The following is a 20193-nucleotide window of genomic DNA, read 5'->3' as shown; positions in this document are numbered from 1 at the left end:
GTGGAGTTGGAGGTACTGAAATGACGGAACAACGCTATACCATTGTCGAAAGCGTTGGCAGTGCCATCGAGAGCGTTGAAAGATATAGTGATCTGGCTAAGCATCACCCTTCTTCTGGCCAGGAGCCAAATCGGTCTTATCAGACAATTGATGGTCAGTTGGAAGAGGTCCGATATACGCCAGACGGCCGGACGCTGATTAAAAAAGACTTCGTGCTTTTGGTTGATGGAAGCAATCAAAGTATTCGAGTTCCTTCTCCTATCGCCGGCTACGTTAAGACAAGTAACTCCTACGGGACGGTAAAAATTTTTGACGTGCCGGGCGGGAAGTTGTTGGGTCAAGTACTTCACCTGAAACCGCCATTTTTAGTCGCTACCGGCGATACCGTCGTATACGGCCAGCCCATTGGGCTTCAGGATGGGACGGGAGCGAACGGAACCCGTACTTATGCCATACATGTCCACGCGGAACTGGAGCAAGCTCAGTTCGAGCGTTACATCGCTGACCTCGTCAGTGGGGCGTTGACGCCAGGCGGGAGCACTTCGACTCCAGCCCCGGCTCTCCAGCCGTTGAAGAGCTGGAGCCACCCCCTGGGCGATAACTCCAACCCGTTGGTGCAACTCACCAATCTGGCTGATGCGGCAGGTGGTTACTATCCGTTGGGGCGTAATGGCTTCTGGCATGGTGGCATCCATTTCGACCCCGGCACCGATGGCAAAACCGATCCCTCCCACGTGCGCTGCATCGCCGATGGAGAGGTGGTCGCCTACCGTATCGACTCCGAATACCCGCAGAGCACCTTCTACAACGCATCGAACGAAGCCTTCCAGGCTCCCTTTGCCACCGGCTTCGTGCTGGTCAGGCATCGCCTGCAGGCGCCGGCGATTGCCGGAAGTGAAGCGGCGCCGCCGGAGCTCATCTTCTATAGCCTCTACATGCACCTGCAACACTGGGCGGCTTATCGAGACGATGAGTCCATCGCGCGACCGGCCTTCTGGCCCGAAGGCACCGAGCTGCGAGTAAAGCAGACGGTGAACGACACCCGCGCCGGTAGGCGAGGTCTGAACGTCCGTAGCCGCGCCAACCACAACTCTGCGCACCCGGCCCCTGTCATCGATCTGCTGGAGCGCGGTACCAAGGTCACCGTCAGCGGCGAGGGCGCCTTTCGTAAGCTGGAAGGTACACGCGGGTCTGCGTGGCTCATGGAGGAAGATGGCGCGCTTCGAGGCTACCTGTCTTTCTCGCACCTGGAACTAATCGCGGGCGATCTCTATCGAGTGAAATCCACTTCACTCAATGTCCGCGCCGAACCCAACAGCAATGCCGGGACCGCCATCATTGGCAAGCTGCCCAAAGGCGCAGAAGTCACCGTCAGTGGGGAAGGCGATTTTCGCAAGCTCGAAAGCGTCAACCAGTACGTCCACTTTGCGTCGCTGGAAGGGCAGCTTGAGCCACAAGCGCGAGATGCCGTTGTGGTTCTGGCCGCACCCTTTGCCATCAAGGCAGGTGCGTTGATCGGCCACATCGGCGACACCCAGGACGCGAAAGACACCCGTCCACAGCACCGCCTGCACCTGGAAGTCTTCAGCGGCCAGAACGTCGAGACCTTCATCAGCCAGAGCCGTGACTGGGCGAAAGACCTGCCCGCCAGCGGCAAGACATGGCTGAAGTTCGCCAAGGGCACAACCGTCATTGCCCATCAGGACAGCTTCAACGCCAGCCATCCGCCCAGCCCCACTGCCGCCGGCACGCTTACCGGGAACGATCTGATACTGCCGAAAAGCCTGCTCACCGGCCTGCGTGCGGAATACAAGATCCAGGTGCCCGCCGCCGGCACTGAAAGAGCCCGCAACTGGTATCGCCTCGAGGGGCTGTTCAATAACGCCGGGTTCGCGCCCCTCGATGGTTGGGTATGCGAAGAGGTTGGCGTAACGCCTTGGGTCAATCCGTGGGCCTGGGAAGGCTATGAACTGATCTACAACGACAGCACACCACGGGAAGAACTCGCCTATTCAATGTGCGCAGCGCATGAGTTGAATGAAGAGCAACTCGTACGCTATCAGCCCTGGATCGAGCAAGCGACAAAAGGGCCCTTGCACAAACGCCTGCATGACCTGGTCCCCGATGGCGCCGACGGCATGTTGACCTCCGACGAGTTGCAGGCTGGCTTGCACCTGCCCGCCGTTGCCCAATCAGTGTCGAGACTGATCATTCACTACGAAAGCGAATGGTTCGGCGGATCGCAGAAGTGGGACCCACTGGACGACTTGTTGGGGCATAGCGGTTCGACGCCAAACCCCAACTGGGTGGCTAGCAAGGAGCGAATGGGGAAGTTGGGGTGGTGGAACGACGTTGCGCCGGGCCTTGGATTGCTGGGACGAGGGGAGGTGTATCACTTTCATTCGGTGGGGTTAGTAGTGCACCTTTCCCAAGGAGATTGCGCTTGTGATCGAGATATTACCGAGGAAGAATTAAAGAGAATATCTCCAAGCTCTTCAGATGTCGTAATTCGTCGGCACCTGGATTCAATTAATCAAGGTTTTTCTCGTTTTGGAATAAATAAGTGCAGGGATAAAGCCCATTTTCTTGCGCAGGTTTTGCATGAAAGCGACAAGCTTAACGCAGTAAGTGAGTATGCAGGGTCAACTAAATCCTATAGCCCATGGTATGGTAGGGGGGTAATGCAGCTTACTTTGCAAGAAAATTATGTGAAATATGGGGAGTACATTGGGGGGGACTTTATTTCTACTGCGGCAGCAAGAGATAAGGTAACAATGGCACCGCACAGCGCACTATCTGCTTTCTGGTTTTATAAGATTTACAAAGGGCTGAGTGCGGTGGCGTCCGCAGATGATTTTAATATGGTTACCGCCAAAATAAATGGAGGATTTAATGGGTATAATGATAGGTTGGGATTCTTTAATAGAGCGGTAAGCGCTCTTGGTGCTGAACATTTGAGAGTGCTGGAAGTTTCTGGCGGGTTTTCGTTTGAAGATAGCATGATATATGGAAATAAGATCTATTGCTTGGGGTGGGGTATTTGGCATGATCCGGCGAGAGCGGAGTCGGGCGTAGAGAAGAGCTCCAACAAGGCATTGACTGGCTATTTGCGCGCTAGAATCATGCTACAGGCCAATCCATTGCCTAATGCTCCAAATAAAAAGATATACGGAATTAGGTATGTAGATGTTATTCCATATCTTAATCAAAGAATAAATTCTCTAGGAGGCTGACGGGATGATTAGGGCTTTGTTGGTTTTGAGTTTTGTGGTTTTCCCAGTCATTACTCACGGCGAAGAATTGAAGTTTGATACAAGGTGCTTTACTCATTACGCTAAAAAGCCAGTTAATATAAAGCTTTCTACTTCATATGTTGAAGATGGTCGTTTGAATGTTGGGTATGTGCAATATGATGGGTCTAGTGAGGCAATTTTGCTGGTGTTTGTCGGAGCGGAAGAAAGGGTTTTAGATAAGGATCGTCCTTCTGAAGTAACAACCATTTGGAAGGAAGTGTTCAAAACAAAGTTTGGTGGTGAGTACAAAGTGTTGTCTCAGGGAGCTAATATTTATGGGTTTAGTTATAAGGCCAATTCCGGTAGGGTGGTAGATTTCAAGTACAATGACTCTGCTAACTTGCCGGATTATACGGGCTGCAGTTGGGAGTAGTGATTGAGTTGAATAGATATATATATTTCATCCTTATTTTTTTGTTTGCTAGGTATGTGGTTGCCGCTTGCAGCGCCGATTCGCATTCACTTGAAGTGCGGGGGGTGGGGGAATCCAAAATTACACTTTCAGCTTGGGATTGTGAGGCGAATGCATGGAATGTCGCTAAATACCAGGATGAAGGTGAGGGCTTTTTGTTGTATGTGACTAAGCCGGAGCCTCTTCAGGCTGGTAGAGTTTTTGTTTCGCCGATACAACAAGATTTATCTCAAGATAAGAAAATTTTAAGAGCGCAAAGGTTGGTCTTAGGGCAGCTCTATCTTGAAGATGGTTCAAAGAAAGTGGTTGAAAATAATTATTGCGATGTAATCGACATGTCGACTGGTTGCGTTGCGAAAACTCTACCGGGCGGTAGTTGTTCTGGGCGATGGGTTCAGGGGCAGTGGAGGTTATTTGGTGCAAATGGCCAAGACGAAGATGGATTGGCTGTTGTCACGCAATCCCCAAAAGAGATTATCGATAGTGTTTCCAAAATTTCGGACGCGAGAGAGAAAGCGTCAGCTATATCGGATAATTTATATATGGGGGTTGAGTCGTACCTGGCTTGTTATAAGCCAGAGAGGAAGAATGTTGTCGATCTAAATAATATTGCATTTTATTTGGCGGAGGGTGGGGATTTTTATAACTCCTTAAAGATATATATGGTTCTGGAGAAGATTGATCCTTCACGAATTGTTCTAAAAATAAATATCGCGGATGCGCTGTGGCAGTCAGGGGAAAGAAGTAGGGCACGTTCTTATTACAAGGAGTATGCGTCGGAAATGGTTAGGTCTGGTAGAGAGAGTCGAATTCCAGCCAGAGTTGGGGCGAGGGTGGCTAGCGGTGAATAGCCTGTTTTGGAGTGGTGATCGTAGGTCTCTTGGAATTGCAGTTGTAATATCGTTTTTGCTCGCTTTATCGAGCGGTGTTTATGCATGCTCGGATGTAGAGAAGACGGCTCTGGCTAATGTTGTTGCTGGTGTTAAGGAAGAGATTATATTGGAGGGCTATTCAGGTCTGGATTTCACTTTCACTGAAGTTAAATGCAAGCCGTGGCCCGCAATGCGAGAGTACTCTATATTGGTTAACCCATATACTTATGCCTTTTCGAATGGGCGTGTGGATGGGGCTTACTTAGGGGCGGTGGTTGTCGTTATTGACTCGAAATCTGGTGAGGTGACCGGGAGTCTGAACGATAGACGTATCTCAGAAGTCGACGCCATTTCGTTAAAGTCGATATTTATTGATGCCGCAAGATATCGATTGTCTGATGATGGCGTTGCATTTGGTATTCGATTTTTGCAGGCGAATCAGTCTAGCGCGACACCACTGCAAGAGGAGTTTATGAATTTATATATCCCTAAAGGGAGGGGCTTTAAATCGGTTGCCAGGGGGCTGTTAACATCAAGTTATAGTGGGGAAGGGGATGGGTGGTGCGTTTTTGAGGGTGGTGCGTCGAATTCTATTTTCGTGATGGGTACAGGGATTGCTCATAATATGAGGGATATTCAGGTTGTAAAGACTGATAGGAGGATCTCTTCGCGGCAAATTAATAATGGTTGCTCTCGAACGGAGAGTGTATCTGGTAGTGTTCGAGTTTTGCTGAAGTTTGATGGGGAGCAATATAAGGTTCCTGACGAAATAAAGTCATCATTGTCGCTATAGTTTTGGAGTGGTTGGATTCTGAGTGGGGTGTGGTTGGCGTTAAGAAATATTTTTATTTTTGGGGCGTGTGTTGATGGTTGCTAGAATAATTTATTTTTCTCTCTTGTTGCCTGTTTTTTATCTCTCCTTAGGTCTCGCGCTAGGAGAGACTTCTTGTTTTTCTACAGTCGACTGCAACGAAAAAGGAGGCGAGAGTTATGTGCGGAGGAGTTATCAAGATGCAATTGATAAATATCTATGGCAGCTTCGTTATGCGGAGCTTTCAAAAGAGGAGGGAAGTCAAGCTCAAGAGCTGGCACTGAATAACTTGATAGTGACAAATTTGAAGGCAGGGGATGCGTCGAAGGCTCGGCTTTGGATGGACGTGGCATTGCAGAACAGGTTTGACGGGGCAGCCACAAAATTTAATGTCAAGAAAGTTAATCGAATTTTTGATGGTAAAGCTATGCGTGGTTTTCATGGGCACTATGAGCGCTACGCTGGCATGGGGGAGTGGGAAACACTGAATATCGAACGTAACGTAAAAGGTGTCGATATCGCGATCTTCTCAATGATCAATATCGGAAATCCTGCGACGCTACTCAAATATGGGCCGGCGGCGGTCGGGGATTTGAGTGTTCGATTGGAAGGTGGAGGGAACTATTTTCACGCGGTTTCTGCAGATCTAGAGCAAGGCTGCAAGCTGGGGATGTACAGGGAGGGGCTTGATATTCGGGTGGTCGAGCCAATGAAATTGGAATGTCACGGTTACGGCGGAATTAACGTGTTTGCCGCAGGAATCTGGAGGAAAGTTGGTCAGATAGTCACAAATGGCACTAATGGGGATTGTATAAGGGTTCGCGATCCGGACGGCGAAAGCCAGGTTTCTGCTGGATTTAGGTGTATGCAGTTTAGCTATGAGAAGAAGCATTTGGTTGAAACGCAAGGTCTTTATTTTGGCATGTCCTATCTATTGGTTGCAAAACATCTTTCTAACGAAGGGTGGGTGACCGATGAAAAATGGTTCAGCCAGCTGAAGGGAGATGAAGAAAGTTCTAAAAGCCTTCCTGTTTGTGGGCAGGGATGGGATGCGGTTTGCCAGGCGGTGATGCTGAAAAAGGGTGTTCGAATGCAGTTGGAGTTCAGCGCTGCAAATGAGGGTTTCCCTTTGGTTGATATTCAGTTGTCTGGTGTGGCTCGTGATTGATTATGGCTTGTTGGTGAGGGTGCATTAGGTCGACGTTTCTGGGTTTTTATTTTGAGATTTTGTTTTGTTTTTATTTTTTAAGTTTAAAAGGTTGTCGCCATCATCGACGAGGCTGCCATTCAAATATTTTAGGTGGAGGATTTTATATGAAAGGCGTTATCCGCATTGGCGACAAGACCACCAGCGGCGGTACCGTGCTATCGGGGTCGGAAAAGATGATCTTCGAGGGCATCGGCGTCGCCCGGGTTGGTGATCCGGTCAGTTGTCCGATCCCCGGCCATGGCCCGACTGTAGTGGCGGAAGGGCATCCCTCCTACGAGGACAACGGCGCCCTGGTGGCCTTCCATGGGCACCGGTGTGCCTGCGGTTGCGCGCTGCTGACTTCGCTGCCTGAGGCGACGGCGGGCTGATCATGGTGGTGAGGCTGGACAAGGTCCCCCCCGCGCTGGACGGGCCGAAGAAGCCGCGTCTCTGGCTGTGGCTGCTGCCGTTGCCCGCGCTGTTGACGCTGGGCGTGGCACTGACGCTGTGGCTCGGCGGCGAGGGGTTGGCCCCTGCTCGTTTCTGGCTGTTCGCACTGGGCATCCCGGCGCTTGTCTGGTGCGCAGCGGTTCTTGTGCGGGGCCTGATTTACCTCGGTGAGCTCAGTTCCGTGGAGGGTTGGAACGAAGCCCGGGAAGCGGATCTGACGCAGAAGATGCGCCGGGGCAGGCGCTCGCAGCAGGTGCTGGCTGTGAGCTTGCACACGGCGCTACGCGACCTCACGGCAGATAACGGTCAGGCGCAGCATCTTGCTCTCGTGGCCAATGATGGAAGCCAACTGCGAGCGCAGCCGGGTTGGCAGGGGAGTGCGCGCCATAGCCGATTGCCGCTGATGGAGGTCGAAAACCAGGAGCGATTGCTTCGCCGTGTGTTGGTGAGCGTGCTGGGGGACCTGGCGGCAAAACTTTCCGCATTCCCTTCGGATAAGCCCGTGGCGCTGCTGCTGGAGATGGATAGTGGGTTGGAGGAGGGGCGTGCGGGCAGGGTATGGAATGAAACCCTGGCCGAGTCCGGCATCCGCCAGACCCTCAAACTCATCAATGGCAGCGGTATGGCGGCCATCGACCAGTGGCTGGATGAGCGCATACGGGACGAGGCCCTGTTGATGGTGGTGTCGTTCCAGATTGCGCGCGGGCAGGTGGAAGGTTCCGCAGAGTCCGTGGTGGGTCTGCTGCTGGGCAATCGCCTGACGCAGGAAAGGCTGCCAGCGCTGGCTTACCTGCATCGCCCGGAACCGACGCACGGAACTGACAAGAAGGCTGCCTTACAGGCCACGGCGCAAGCGCTGGACTGGGTTCCGTTGCCAGCCTCTTCCATCGGCCGGGTCTGGCTGGCGGGTACCGATGCGTCGCGCAACGCGCTCATTACTTCGGCAATGGAGTCGGTTGAGTTGCCGGCCAAGGCCACTCATAACCTCGGCGCGTTGTTGGGCGATGCGGGCAAGGCATCGCCGTGGATGGCCATTGCGTCGGCGGTTGAGGCAACGGCAAGCGAGGCCGAGCCACAGTTCATTTTCACAGGCGACAGCGCGGAAGACGCGTGCATGTGGTGTTCGGTCGTGATGCCGGCAGCAGTACCCCAGGAGTAAGGAAGTCCGATGCGTAAGGTGAAGATTTGGGGGCTGATTGCCCTGGTGGCGATAGTGGGGGCGGCGGTTTGCCTGCTGTTGTGGTTGCGGCCGGAGCTGCTGGGGATACGTCCGGGCAGCGATGCGCAACGGGTCGGCTGGTGGCTGGTTTCTGGCCTGACGTTGCTGCTGGTCACTCTGTTGGGCGGCTATCGACTCGTGGCGCGCAAGGTGGGCTTGAAGAGCTACCGGCAGGCAACGGCTGACGATGCGCCTGCGAAGCCCGACAGGGACGCTGGTAAGAAGGACGCGAGCACCGATTTGCAGGAGCTGCGCGACTATCTGCGCGACAACTTCGGCTACTTCTGGCGCCGCAAAGTTCGCCTGCTGCTGGTCGTCGGCGAGCCTGGGGAAACCGGCGCCATCACACCGGCTCTGTCGGGACAGCAATGGCTCGAAGGCGAGGGAAATGTCCTGCTCTGGGGCGGTAGCTTGCAGGGCGCAGTGAACGACGACCTGCTGGAGCGTCGGCGCACTCTCTGCCCGAGCCGCCCCCTGGACGGCATCGTCTGGGCACTGAACAAGGAGCAGAGCGCCGACCCCGCGCACATCGGCAATGCCGTACGCCATCTGCGCAAGATGACCCAGGCGCTGCGTTGGCAGGCTCCCGTGCATGTCTGGGAAGTGTGCAGTAGCGCGTGGGCCCAGGGGCAGCGACCGGTGGAGGCCGTGGGTTGCCAGTTGGCGCCGCGTCTGAGTCGCTCGCAACTAGCGAGCCGGCTGGAGCGCCTGGAGCTGCCGTTGCGGGAAAAGGGCCTGGCGCAGATGGAACAGGACAGTTCCCACGACTTCCTGCTGCGTCTTACCCGTGACCTTCAGAGTGAAGGCATCGCACGTTGGAAGGAGGCGCTGGAGCCGCTGCTGCAGGCGAAGAACCTGACGGCGCGAGGGCTGTGGTTCAGCTTGCCGTTGCGTGGAATGAGCAGCGGTCTCGAGCACGGATGGCAAGTGGACCCGGCATGGCGGGGCGTGCTCGCGGACAATTCCCTGGGCGGCAAGCCGAGTGGCTGGACCTGGCTACGCGGCCTCTACACCGCCGTCCTCGCCGGCGCCGGCCTCTGCCTCCTGGCCCTGCTGGTGTCCTTCACCAGCAACCGCGCGCAGATCGCCACGGTGGAAACCGCGCTGGAAACCATCGGCCAGCCCGGTGATCCGGATGCCCAGCTTTCGGCGCTGAACGAGCTGACCCGTGAGATAGCGCGGCTGGATTATCGTCGTGAGCATGGGGTGCCCTGGTACCAGCGTTTCGGCCTGAGCCAGAACGACGCCTTGCTGGAGTCGCTGTGGCCGCGCTACGCGCAGGCGAACAATCGGCTGATGCGCGATGTGGTTGCCAAGGAGCTGGAAGCGCAACTGAGCGATCTGGCGGCCTTGCCGGCGGACAGCCCCGAGCGGGGCGAACGCGCCGAGGAGGCGCACGGGCAGCTCAAGGCGTACCTGATGATGGCGCGGCCGGAGAAGGTCGATGCGGCCTTCCTGACCAAGGTGCTGACCCAGACTGAACCGACGCGCGCGGGCGTGGCGCCTGGCCTGTGGCAAGGCATTTCGCCCAACCTGTGGGCCTTCTATGCGCAGCACCTGGCGGCGCATCCGCAGTGGCGTATCAAGACGCAGCCTGCACTGGTAGCGCAGGTTCGTCAGGTATTACTGGGGCAGCTCGGGCGGCGCAATGGCGTGGCTAACCTGTACCAGCAGGTGATCGAACAGGCGAGCAACAACTACGCCGATCTGACGCTGATGGACATGGTCGGGGAAACCGACTCTTCGAGCCTGTTCGATACGCCCAACAGTGTGCCGGGGGTATTTACCCGCCAGGCCTGGGAACGGCAGGTGAGCAAGGCCATCGACGAGATGGCCGAGACCCGCCGCGAGGAAATCGACTGGGTGCTGAGCGACCAGCAGAGCACCATCGACAGCGAGCTGACGCCCGAGGTGCTCAAGTCGCAGCTGACCGAGCGCTACTTCCGGGACTTCAGCGATGCCTGGCTGACCTTCCTCAACAGCATCCGCTGGCGTAAAGCGGACAGCCTCTCCGACTCCATCAGCCAACTGACCCTGCTCAGCGATGTGCGCCAGTCGCCGCTGATCGCTCTGATGAACACCCTGGCCTACCAGGGCCGCACCGAGGTCAAGGGCGAGGCGCTGGCCGACTCGCTGATGCGCTCGGCGCAGCAACTGCTGGAGAAGGACAAGCAGCCGGCGATCGAGCAGAGGACCCGTGCGCCGCAGGGCCCGCTGGACAATACTTTCGGCCCGCTGCTCGCGCTGCTGGGCAAGGAGAAGGGTGCTTCGCGGGGTGATGACGCGCTGAGCCTGCAGGCCTTCCTGACCCGGGTCACCCGCGTGCGCCTGAAGCTGCAGCACGTGACCAATGCCAGCGACCCGCAGGCGATGACCCAGGCCCTGGCGCAGACGGTGTTCCAGGGCACCAGCGTCGACCTCACCGACACCCTCGACTACGGCGGCTTGATCGCTGCCAGTCTCGGCGGGGAGTGGAGCGGCTTTGGCCAGAATCTCTTCGTGCAGCCGCTCAACCAGGCCTGGGAAGGTGTGTTGCAGCCGTCGGCAGCAGGCCTGAACCGCCAGTGGCAACGCGCCGTGGTGGACAACTGGAATCGTGCCTTCAAGGGGCGCTATCCCTTCGACTCCACCGGCAGCGACGCATCCTTGCCCATGCTCGGGCAGATGATCCGTTCGGGCAGCGGGCGGATCGACCAGTTCATCAAAACCCAGCTGGGCGGCGTGCTGCGCAAGGAAGGCAACCGCTGGGTACCGGACAGCACCCACAGCCAAGGCCTGCATTTCAATCCGCAGTTCCTGCGGGCGGTCAACCAGCTCAGCGACCTGGCGGACATCCTCTACACCGACGGCGGCATGGGCATGAGCTTCCAGCTGCAGGCCAAGCCGGTGCGCAACGTGGTGGAAACCACCTTCATCCTTGATGGCGTGAAGCTGGAGTACTTCAACCAGATGGAGAGCTGGCAACAGTTCACCTGGCCGGGCGGCACCGATCATCCGGGGGCGTCGCTGAGTTGGACCAGCCTGAAGGGCGGTGCGCGACTGTTCGGCGACTACGCCGGCGTCTGGGGGCTGATCCGCCTGCTGGAGCAGGCGCAGGTGACCTCCCTGGACGGCAGCGATACCCGTTTCGAACTGGTGCTCAAGGCGGCGGACGAACTGCCCCTGACCTGGCAGCTGCAGACGGAGCTGGGCCGCGGCCCGCTGGCGGTGCTGCAACTACGCGGATTCGCGCTGCCGGAGAACATCTTCGATATCGGAATAGCTCCGGAGTTAGTTTGAGAAAAGGTGAAGACGATGCAACCGAAGATCAGCTTTCCGCCGGACATCCTGCGAGCCCTGGAGCGTTTGCAGTTCATCTGTCTGGATGAGTGGGACGGCAACAACAAGGCTTATCGATTCCAATGCAATCAAGGGCATGTCTTCAAGCATCTCGCTCGAAGCCTGTACGTCATGAAAGGGTGCGGTCACTGCCTTGAAACCCAAAAGCTTCTCAAATTGAAGCGCAAGGCTGAGGAGGAGGGCAGTGAGTTGTTAACTACTCAATGGATAGGTGCAGGGTCCGCCTATTATGATTTTCGCTGTAGGCAAGACCCAAGCCACGAGTGGCAGAGAATATATAGCTTCGCCAAGACCAATTGTCGCTGCCCCCATTGCACGCCGCGTGGACGAAAGTTCGCCACAGATGGCTTGCGGCGGTTACAGTCCTTTGCTCGTGAGCGCGGTGGAGAATGCCTCTCCACTGACTACTTTGGAATTACCCAGGTGCATCGGTTTCGATGCGCGAGCGGCCACGTTTGGGATGTGGCAGCCAACGTTGTTATGAACAGCAATCGGTGGTGCCCTCAATGCAGAGGAACTCTTGAATACAGTATTGAGGATGCTAGGCGCAGTGCTGAAAAGCACGGTGGACTGTTTCTTTCTGATGAATATCGTAGCGTCAGAAGCTTTTACAGTTGGCAGTGTTCACGTGGGCATGTTTGGAAGTCGCGCTATAAAACTATTCTTGCCGGCAGCTGGTGCCCTCAATGCTCATATGAAAGTAGAAGGCTCGACCCCGAATCTTTGCAGATTGCCGCTGCTGCTCGGGGTGGGAAATGCCTTTCGACGGAATACCACACATCAACGACCAAATACCTCTGGAAATGCGCTAAGGGGCACGAGTGGAAAACAACTCTGCAGCACATCCGCCAAGGCGGTTGGTGCCGTGAGTGCATTAAGCTGACACTAGAGGATATGCAGCAGACCGCCGCTGCACGCGGAGGGAAATGCTTGGCCACGGAATATCTGAGCACTCAGCATAAATATCCTTGGGAGTGCGCGCGTGGCCATATCTGGAATGCACGATTCGGCAATGTTCGTAACGGGACTTGGTGCCCTATCTGCGCGCTAATGATTCGATCAAAGCCAGGTTCCGCTGCTTGGCGAAAATATCAAAACCATAGACCGAGTGAGTGACCTAGGGGAACAAGCTCGGTGCATCCAAGTTTCGATTGTGACGCGTCTGATTTGCGTCAGAGAATTTTCAGACATTTCCTAAATATCGAGCCTGACGTCTCTTGGTATAAGTGTGGAAATTTCCCAATTAAAAATTATGGGTTGTTTGGCTCTGGAAGAGCCTTCAAGCTTTCCGATCTCTAAGAAGTCATAAAATTCACGCGCAACAGGGACGCTTCTGCATGGATATTGTCATAACCTCATTCAGCTACCCCGCCCTAAAGACCTTTCCGGTCTCGCCTTGGAACTGTGATTGCGGGGAGTTGAAAAATGCTCAATGAGCTCCGTACGTTTTTCGACCACAGCCGCCATTCGCTCAGTGTTGACGGGCTTGACGCGCAACTTGACGTACTCGCCTTCGAGGGTTCTGAGGCACTGAGCGAAACCTTCCGCTACCGCATCGAAGTCACCAGTCTCCAACTGGATATCCCCGCAGACAGCATGCTCGGAAAGGATGCGGCCTTCAGTCTGCGCGCCGCACCTTCCTCGGTCACCATTCGCGGCTACACACCACCGGTTGTGCCGCCGCTGCGCACCCTCTATGGCGTGATTACCGGGTTCAAGCGCCTCTCGGCATCGCGTGACGAAGCCAGGTATGAGCTGATGCTCGAACCGCGCCTGGCACTGCTGAGAAATGGCAGCCAGAACCGCATCTACCAGAATCAGAGCATCCCCGAGATAGTTGAGATCATCCTCAGGCGGCATGGCCTGCGGGGGCAGGATTTCCTTATTGATCTTGGTCAGACCTACGCGCAGCACGAGCAGCGACTTCAGTATGGAGAAACGGATCTCGCGTACATCCAGCGCATCTGCGCCGAGCGAGGAATCTGGTTCAGCTTCGGCATGGATTCCCGGCTGCTGATCGATGTTGCTGAGTTCCATGATGCGCCGATGCATTACGAGCGGGAGATATCTCTTCCTCTGCGTCCCTTGAGTAGCCTTGAAAGTACCGGCAAGGAAGCAGTCTGGGACTTGCAGGTCAGCCATCAAGTTGTAGAACAGGTTGTCAGTGGCCGTGCCTATTACTCCCGCGATGCCGGTGCCAATCTCGATGCCCAGGCGGATTTGACTCGAGAAGCCCAAACCACCTACGGAGAGGCTTACCACTACGCCAATGAGCATTATCAAATGCTCGGCGATCCATACGCCCATGGGGATGAAGAGGGCTTTGCCGAGAGCGGCGTGTTCTATGCGCGCCTGGCTCACGAGCGCTATCTCAATCAACAGACCCGCCTGTTTGGCAGCAGCAGCAGCGCCGAGCTGGCCCCCGGTAAGGTACTCAAGGTCGAAGGTGGGGCGCCGGCCGCTTTCGCCCAAGGTGCCGTCATCGTTCGGATGCACTGCAAGGCCGCTCGCGACAGCAGTTTTGAGGTCAGCTTCGAAGCCATCCCCGATGGCGACATCGCCTTCCGTCCACCAGTACCACCCAAGCCGCGAATCGCAGGCACCGTCCCCGCACGGGTGACCAACCCGGAAAAGAACGATCCCTATAGCCACATCGATAAAGAAGGCCGCTACAAGGTCAACTTCCTCTTCGATCGCGACACCTGGCCGGCGGGAAGAGAAAGTATGTGGTTACGTCTTGCGCGCCCCTATGCGGGTGACACGTATGGGTTCCACATGCCACTCCTGGCGGGTACTGAAGTGGGTATCGCCTTCGAGCAAGGCGACCCGGATCGCCCCTTCATCGCTCACGCCATCCACGACTCCCTGCACCCCGACCACGTCACCATCCAGAACTACAAGCGGAACGTAATCCGGACTCCAAGCAATAACAAAATTCGCCTGGACGATACCCGGGGCCAGGAACACATCAAAGTCAGCACTGAACACAGCGGCAAGAGCCAGCTCAACCTCGGGCACTTGGTGGACGCGAAGCGGCAGAAGCGTGGCGAAGGCTTCGAGCTGAGAACTGACGACTGGGGCGCTCTACGTGCCGGCAAAGGCGTCTTCATTAGCGCAGATGTGCAACCGCAAGCCAGCGGCGACACGCTGGAGATGAGTGACGCCATCATTCAGTTGGAAAACGCACTCTCGTTAGCCCGCTCTATGGCCAACGCAGCGCGTAGCGGTCAAGCCAAACCCAACGACAGCGATAGCCAGGCCCGACTGAGTAAAGCGCTGACTGACCTGGCACAACCCGGCATCCTGCTGCACGCTCCGGCCGGGATCGGCGTAGTGAGTCCCGAGGCGTTGCAACTGGCCTCCAGCGCGGAAAGTGTCGGCATCATGGCTGGCCATAACGCCGATATCAGTGCCGGCCGAGACATCACTGCCAGTGCACAGCAAGCTGTCAGCCTGTTTGCGCAAAGCGCGGGCATGCAACTCAAGGCGGCAGCCGGCAAGGTTGAGGTTCACGCGCAAAGTGATGCCTTGCATGCCTTGGCAAAGGCGGACCTCAGAATTGAAAGCACCGACAGCCGTGTAGAAATCACCGCCCCCCAAGAACTGCTCCTCCACTGCGGGGGCGCCTATATCCGGATCAAGGACGGTAACATCGAGCTTGGCGCGCCAGGAAACATCTTTCTCAAAGCTGCCAATGTGGTGAAACAGGGCAGCACGAGCCTCGACATCCCACCCACGCCTTTGCCTGCTGGCTACAGTGCTCACTACATCCTGAGCGACCCAAGCCAGGCTCCGATGTCATATGCGCATTACCAAGTTGTCGCTCCACAAGGAGAGGTCTTCGAAGGGATCACCGACAAGGAAGGGCGGACCATGACTGTCCATACCTTGGTACCGGGGGACTTGGTGTTCAACTTGCCCGAGAGTGAAGGCCCCTTCGATGAGCAGCTATGCCTGTCCTGCTCCAATGGCAACGTGCCTGCTGGCCTGAAATATGTGGCATACCTGGCTGACGGCACCACGCAAGAGGGGCAAACCGACAAGAAGGGGCGCACTGCTCGGATAGTGACGAACAAGTCGGTCCAAATAACACGACTGGAGCTCACTCCACCTGACGAGGTGGCTGATAACTGTTGTTCCGCCAAGGTTTCCGGCGAGCCGCTGATTGTTGACCTCGAGCCCATCAAGGTGTTTACCAATAGCTCAAATGTTGGAACATCAACGCAAGTTATTCCATTGCCTGAAGGTGATTCGCGCCCTCTAACCGCTGGCGAGATTGCCATGGCTCAGGTCGTCTTTAAGGACGCCATCGATTACAGCAAGGTGAAAGCGCACCACGGAGGCTGGTGGCTGTTCTTAGGCTTCCAGAATACTGCTGTTACGCCGAATGGCGAAATGTATTTCCCTGAAAGTACTGGCTTGTACAAGGACGATTTTTCTGCAACAGCGAAAGGCAGAGATAAAGCGCTGTTCATTCATGAGATGACGCATGTTTGGCAATACCAAATGGGCTACTGGGTTAAGTGGCACGCTTTATGGGTAACAAGCCGAGGCGCTTCAGCATATGAATACACCTTGAGGAAGACTGGCAAGCTATCTGATTACAACATGGAACAGCAGGGTGAAATTGTCTCGGATTACTACATGATTTGTGTCGAGCAAGATATTGAAGGCGTGTGGAATCAAAATAACAAATATAACGATCCATTACTGCTGGCTTCGACCGTTAAGGACTTGCTGTCCAATCCCGCTGACAAGGCAAATTTACCATGAAGAAACTAACACTGCTTAAAAGTGCTTTAGTAACTCTCGGATTAGCGTTCGTTTATTTCGATGCCGTAGCAACTCCGTGGGGGATGCCCAGGGACGCCAAAATTGAAGTCGGGAATGGAGTTCCGAAGCTATGCATTCCCGCAGAAGAGACCAATGATGTCGCTGTAGAATCGGTTTCAGTATCTGAAAGCTTTAAAAGAGACGGTATACGGCAGGTCATGTGGAGCGTAGAGATTAATAAAATATCTACTCCTGTAGTTTTGAAACCCGGTGATTGCTTGGGGTATGGGGTCGCATTGTCAGGCTACAAGATAATTAATAGCTCCAGGCCACTCGAGAATGGCGTGACTTATTATTTTAGGTTGAACAGGCGTGTCAGCAATCCTCAAAGAACTAGCGTCACATTTTATGATGCGACATTCTGTTCCGCTATTCAGGGAGGGGAGCTTAGATATCCGCAGTATCTGTATCAGAAGAATGGAGGCGTGATTAAGCCTCGGTGCGACAGCGATTAAATTCCGCACGAAGTTACTGGTGGAGCTGCAAACGTCGATCTCCTTTTCAAGGATGAACAAAATGTCAGATAAGAATCACCGTACAGATACGCTCAACCCCGGCATGGCTGTTCAGGGTAAGAAGCAAAATCAGCACTGGGTCGAGTTTCAGTTGGTAGATGAGCAAAATGTACCGTTACCTCATCTGCCTTATCGCGCGCAAAATACAGCTACGCGAGATGGTGCTGCGCCGGAGTACCGTGGCCAGGCTGATGCTCAGGGTGTGATTCGGATTGAAGGGCTGCGCCCAATTCCCCTGACACTGCTGATCGACGCGGACCAACTCGCGGAAGTTCTGCAGACCCGAAGACTTCGTGCGCTGCGTCCCGAGCCGTTACGTCCCGGCGTGGGCGATAAAACCCCGCTGTACTGCCCACCTTGCACGGGACATTCACCTGTCGAGGCGCAAGCGCTGAGAGAGGGGTATGGCTACCACTACCTGCGCATAGGCCAGCTATGCGATAAGCAGCCCAGCTTTGATCCTCCGCTGGAAGAAAATGAGGCTTTGCCGCCCTATCACTTCCCGGACAAGGACTTTAAAGGCTTCACGCTGGGCGCTGATGCACCTAACGGCATTGCAACGCCCTTGCTCAACCGTCGTCATGTGCTGGAGGTCTGCCCGTTCCGGGCGTGGTCATTGGTCCTTAATCATCAGCGCGAATATTGTCTCGTCACGGCCTACAACTTAGGGCTAATGAGCATACTTTCCTACAGTAAGTATGAGGGGCTTCAACCCGGATCGGTGAAGGAGTTCTTCAAAATGCAATGCCAAGATCTCTCTCGCACACCTCGTGTACTTGATGGGGCTAGCAACCCGCCATGCGTCGTAGTTGATGTTCCGTTCAATAATAGATACTCGATCTCCGAGCCATTAGACACAACTAAAGGGAAACTTCCGGAGGGTGATACTCAACTCTTCTACGCCATTAGCAATGATCAGGTTCTAGTTGGGTGGAGGGGGACGGAAATGGGAATCCCGGATTTAGCGACGGATGTCACCTTCAGACCATCCAGGCCCGAAGTACAAGCAACTTGTGAGCCTAAAGTTCCCTGCGCTGATTTAACGTCGGCAGGGAGTGTCCATCTAGGGTTTAGGAATGGATTTGAAGTGGCTCGCCGTATATTTTCAAAAGAGTTAGGAAAAGCCTTTTCAGACAGGCTGATCGGTAAGGATTTCTTTATTTGCGGGCACAGTTTAGGCGGCGCGCTAGGCCTGATACATGCGGCATCTCATAAAGAGAGCAATCCGCTACTATACACTTATGGTATGCCACGCACTTTCACTCTTAAAGCAGTCAGTTGTCTTGATGAGGTTCGACATTTTCGCCATGTCAACGACACGGACCTGATTCCCGACGTGCCACCGGAGGCTGCGATGGACAATTGGCTGTACGACCTATACGGCCCGCTTGGGACAACTTTGGGTACGATTTGGTCGGTTGGTCAGTTAGCCGCCAGCAAGGTGGTTAAGTTAGGTGACCCGTTCTGCCATCACGGCGAAATAGTCGCATTTTACAAGGCCGAGCAACATACTCAGGACCGATCCTCGGACAACCCGTTCTATCAGAGCCGTAAGGGGCTGGAAGCCCCGTATCACACTGTCGTCACGAAAATACTACCGGCAAAGGCAAAATTATTCCTCGTGCCAAGTTTAAGTGAAGGCGACAGTGATGAGGCCCGAGCGGCACAGGAGCGGTTTAAGGCTTCACTCGGGGAGGCCAGCCTAACACGCTATTTCCCTCGTCGAGGAAACGCCAAATCTGGAACCTTGGTTGGAGTACTCAATCATTTTATGACTGAGTATCAGCCATTTCTCTATGGCCAACTTATTGAATCAAACAACTCTAATCGTATGCAGGAGCGACAGGAAAGGCGCCGATTGTTTGAGGAGCAAATGGCCAAGCATGGCGAGCGCATTCCACCCGCAGAAATGACCCGCGACCGTGTTTTTCTCGATCTGCAGAATCTCGTAGGGCAGACCTTGGAAGCCACTCGGCATTTGGAAGGGGGAAAGGATGCTCTGCAGCGATTCGACTCTGTAGTTGAGGAAAGTGCATATGTGGAGAAAGTTCATGGTTAGTTCACTTCGTGGTCCGACAGGGATTTCCCTAGTTCTGCTCGGCGTGGGGTGGTGTCTGAGTGGCTGCGCTCAGGACTACGGCTTTGCTCCGCCTTCTAATAGCCAACTGGTTACTGTTCAGGTCAGGGTGCATCCGGACCTCGTAGCTGAGAAGCTTGAAGTTATGTATCGCTCTGCTTCCTGTAAGCGGACTCGTCGGGATGCACGCGGGGAGCCCTATGAAGTCGACGGGTTTCACGAAATCGATGTGCTACCCCAAAAAAATGGAAGTACAGACATTTATGAGGCAAGGATTTTTAAAGACGGTGGTGGAGAGTGTCGCTGGAAACTATCTAACGTGACCTTTGGTGTTGCTTACAAAGAGCCTACACCGTTTGGTGATGGAGTGCGCTATGGGGCGGGAGGCGGGGTAGTGGTAATGTTTGATGAGCACGACTCACCCCACGGTGGAGCTGATATAGAGGCAAGTGGTAACTTGCTGATAAAAAAAGACTACTACCCTTGGGTGAGTGAGTCTTACATTGGAGGCTATAGGAAGGAAGTAAGTCTCGCTGGAAGAGGTGATATATATGCAAAGTATCGCACCTCAGATGCCGATTCCGTATATTTCGAACCGATCCTGCATACAGATATGGTTGTATCTTCCGAACAGCCGAAGGTTCATAAAAAAGGCCTATTTACAATCTTTAAGTACCCTGATGGGACTGTTGTTGCGGATGGTCATTCAGAGCCTGACATTCTTAGGTTAGAAGCGATTAGGTTGAAATCAGAAAATAGACAATGAATTCATATTTTGCAGCATGATTCGGCGACCGCTGCTATTTGTGATTTCAATATTATCTCTCACAAGAAACGTCTGAAATTGTAGAAATGGAAGCAAACATGTCTCGCGGCTTCGTTTTGTTAGGCGATCAGACCACCCATGGCGGCAAGGTTATTTCTGCGTCGTCCACCCATGAAGTTCACGGCAAGCTGGCTGCGTTGGTGGGCGATCTGGTGAGCTGCCCTATTCCCGGACATGGAGTGAATGCCATTGTCGAAGGCTGCGCGGACTGGTCCGAGAATGGTCGCGCGCTGGTGGTCGATGGTTGCCGTAGTGCTTGCGGCTGTCAGGTGATCTCCAGCGCCCCTGACTGTGCGGTGACCTGATCCATGGCTTGGAATCGTCGCGCGCCGGAAGTGGTTACCGCGCCTGAGCCAC

General features: G+C 54.8%; 14 protein-coding genes. All 14 read left to right on the top strand.

The genetic code is table 11. The annotated features are described in order from the left end of the window. The first annotated feature begins 20 nt into the window (after positions 1 to 20). The 14 genes from IB274_RS14600 (at position 21) to IB274_RS14535 (ending at position 20141) form a co-directional block, all read left to right on the top strand. Positions 21 to 3233 (top strand): hypothetical protein, encoded by a 3213-nt coding sequence (locus tag IB274_RS14600; RefSeq protein WP_192432649.1) that lies wholly within the window; start codon positions 21 to 23, stop codon positions 3231 to 3233. Between the two features lie 4 nt (positions 3234 to 3237). Continuing rightward, positions 3238 to 3666, top strand: a complete 429-nt coding sequence (locus IB274_RS14595) for a hypothetical protein (RefSeq protein WP_192432648.1) — start codon at positions 3238 to 3240, stop codon at positions 3664 to 3666. Further along, entirely contained in the window at positions 3666 to 4556 is an 891-nt protein-coding gene (locus IB274_RS14590; protein ID WP_192432647.1) for a tetratricopeptide repeat protein, read from the top strand. Before IB274_RS14595 ends, IB274_RS14590 begins: the two co-directional genes overlap by 1 nt. Beyond that, positions 4549 to 5370 carry a hypothetical protein gene (locus IB274_RS14585; RefSeq protein WP_192432646.1) on the top strand — a complete coding sequence of 274 codons (822 nt, stop codon included), beginning with the start codon at positions 4549 to 4551 and terminating at the stop codon, positions 5368 to 5370. Before IB274_RS14590 ends, IB274_RS14585 begins: the two co-directional genes overlap by 8 nt. 73 nt (positions 5371 to 5443) lie before the next feature. After that, positions 5444 to 6556, top strand: coding sequence for a hypothetical protein (locus IB274_RS14580; RefSeq protein ID WP_192432645.1), 1113 nt, complete (start codon positions 5444 to 5446; stop codon positions 6554 to 6556). Positions 6557 to 6702: 146 nt separating this feature from the next. Continuing rightward, positions 6703 to 6966 (top strand): PAAR domain-containing protein, encoded by a 264-nt coding sequence (locus IB274_RS14575; RefSeq protein WP_192432644.1) that lies wholly within the window; start codon positions 6703 to 6705, stop codon positions 6964 to 6966. Positions 6967 to 6968: 2 nt separating this feature from the next. After that, entirely contained in the window at positions 6969 to 8186 is a 1218-nt protein-coding gene (locus IB274_RS14570) for a hypothetical protein (protein WP_192432643.1), read from the top strand. Between the two features lie 9 nt (positions 8187 to 8195). Continuing rightward, positions 8196 to 11525 (top strand): ImcF-related family protein, encoded by a 3330-nt coding sequence (locus tag IB274_RS14565; protein WP_192432642.1) that lies wholly within the window; start codon positions 8196 to 8198, stop codon positions 11523 to 11525. A 15-nt stretch (positions 11526 to 11540) separates the two neighbouring features. Next, positions 11541 to 12701, top strand: a complete 1161-nt coding sequence (locus IB274_RS14560) for a zinc-ribbon domain-containing protein (RefSeq protein ID WP_192432641.1) — start codon at positions 11541 to 11543, stop codon at positions 12699 to 12701. A gap of 309 nt (positions 12702 to 13010) precedes the next feature. Beyond that, the gene (locus IB274_RS14555) at positions 13011 to 16358 is read left to right on the top strand and encodes a type VI secretion system Vgr family protein (RefSeq protein WP_192432640.1); all 3348 of its coding nucleotides are present in this window, start codon (positions 13011 to 13013) and stop codon (positions 16356 to 16358) included. Beyond that, the gene (locus IB274_RS14550) at positions 16355 to 16873 is read left to right on the top strand and encodes a hypothetical protein (RefSeq protein ID WP_192432639.1); all 519 of its coding nucleotides are present in this window, start codon (positions 16355 to 16357) and stop codon (positions 16871 to 16873) included. Before IB274_RS14555 ends, IB274_RS14550 begins: the two co-directional genes overlap by 4 nt. A 61-nt stretch (positions 16874 to 16934) precedes the next feature. Further along, positions 16935 to 18992 carry a lipase family protein gene (locus IB274_RS14545; protein WP_192432638.1) on the top strand — a complete coding sequence of 686 codons (2058 nt, stop codon included), beginning with the start codon at positions 16935 to 16937 and terminating at the stop codon, positions 18990 to 18992. Next, on the top strand, positions 18985 to 19776 hold the full coding sequence (locus tag IB274_RS14540; RefSeq protein ID WP_192432637.1) for a hypothetical protein: 792 nt from the start codon (positions 18985 to 18987) through the stop codon (positions 19774 to 19776). Before IB274_RS14545 ends, IB274_RS14540 begins: the two co-directional genes overlap by 8 nt. A gap of 98 nt (positions 19777 to 19874) precedes the next feature. Continuing rightward, positions 19875 to 20141, top strand: a complete 267-nt coding sequence (locus tag IB274_RS14535) for a PAAR domain-containing protein (protein WP_192432636.1) — start codon at positions 19875 to 19877, stop codon at positions 20139 to 20141. Positions 20142 to 20193: the final 52 nt, after the last annotated feature.

Origin of the sequence: Pseudomonas sp. PDM18, assembly GCF_014852585.1 — a bacterium.
Classification (GTDB): domain Bacteria; phylum Pseudomonadota; class Gammaproteobacteria; order Pseudomonadales; family Pseudomonadaceae; genus Pseudomonas.
The sequence above is the reverse complement of the archived record's forward strand: the minus strand, read 5'-3'. Positions and strand labels throughout refer to the sequence as shown.

Coding starts and splice junctions, on each gene's coding strand:
- IB274_RS14600 (WP_192432649.1), top strand. CDS start 21: ATGACGGAACAACGCTATACCATTGTCGAAAGCGTTGGCAGTGCCATC.
- IB274_RS14595 (WP_192432648.1), top strand. CDS start 3,238: ATGATTAGGGCTTTGTTGGTTTTGAGTTTTGTGGTTTTCCCAGTCATT.
- IB274_RS14580 (WP_192432645.1), top strand. CDS start 5,444: ATGGTTGCTAGAATAATTTATTTTTCTCTCTTGTTGCCTGTTTTTTAT.
- IB274_RS14575 (WP_192432644.1), top strand. CDS start 6,703: ATGAAAGGCGTTATCCGCATTGGCGACAAGACCACCAGCGGCGGTACC.
- IB274_RS14570 (WP_192432643.1), top strand. CDS start 6,969: ATGGTGGTGAGGCTGGACAAGGTCCCCCCCGCGCTGGACGGGCCGAAG.
- IB274_RS14565 (WP_192432642.1), top strand. CDS start 8,196: ATGCGTAAGGTGAAGATTTGGGGGCTGATTGCCCTGGTGGCGATAGTG.
- IB274_RS14560 (WP_192432641.1), top strand. CDS start 11,541: ATGCAACCGAAGATCAGCTTTCCGCCGGACATCCTGCGAGCCCTGGAG.
- IB274_RS14555 (WP_192432640.1), top strand. CDS start 13,011: ATGCTCAATGAGCTCCGTACGTTTTTCGACCACAGCCGCCATTCGCTC.
- IB274_RS14550 (WP_192432639.1), top strand. CDS start 16,355: ATGAAGAAACTAACACTGCTTAAAAGTGCTTTAGTAACTCTCGGATTA.
- IB274_RS14545 (WP_192432638.1), top strand. CDS start 16,935: ATGTCAGATAAGAATCACCGTACAGATACGCTCAACCCCGGCATGGCT.
- IB274_RS14540 (WP_192432637.1), top strand. CDS start 18,985: ATGGTTAGTTCACTTCGTGGTCCGACAGGGATTTCCCTAGTTCTGCTC.
- IB274_RS14535 (WP_192432636.1), top strand. CDS start 19,875: ATGTCTCGCGGCTTCGTTTTGTTAGGCGATCAGACCACCCATGGCGGC.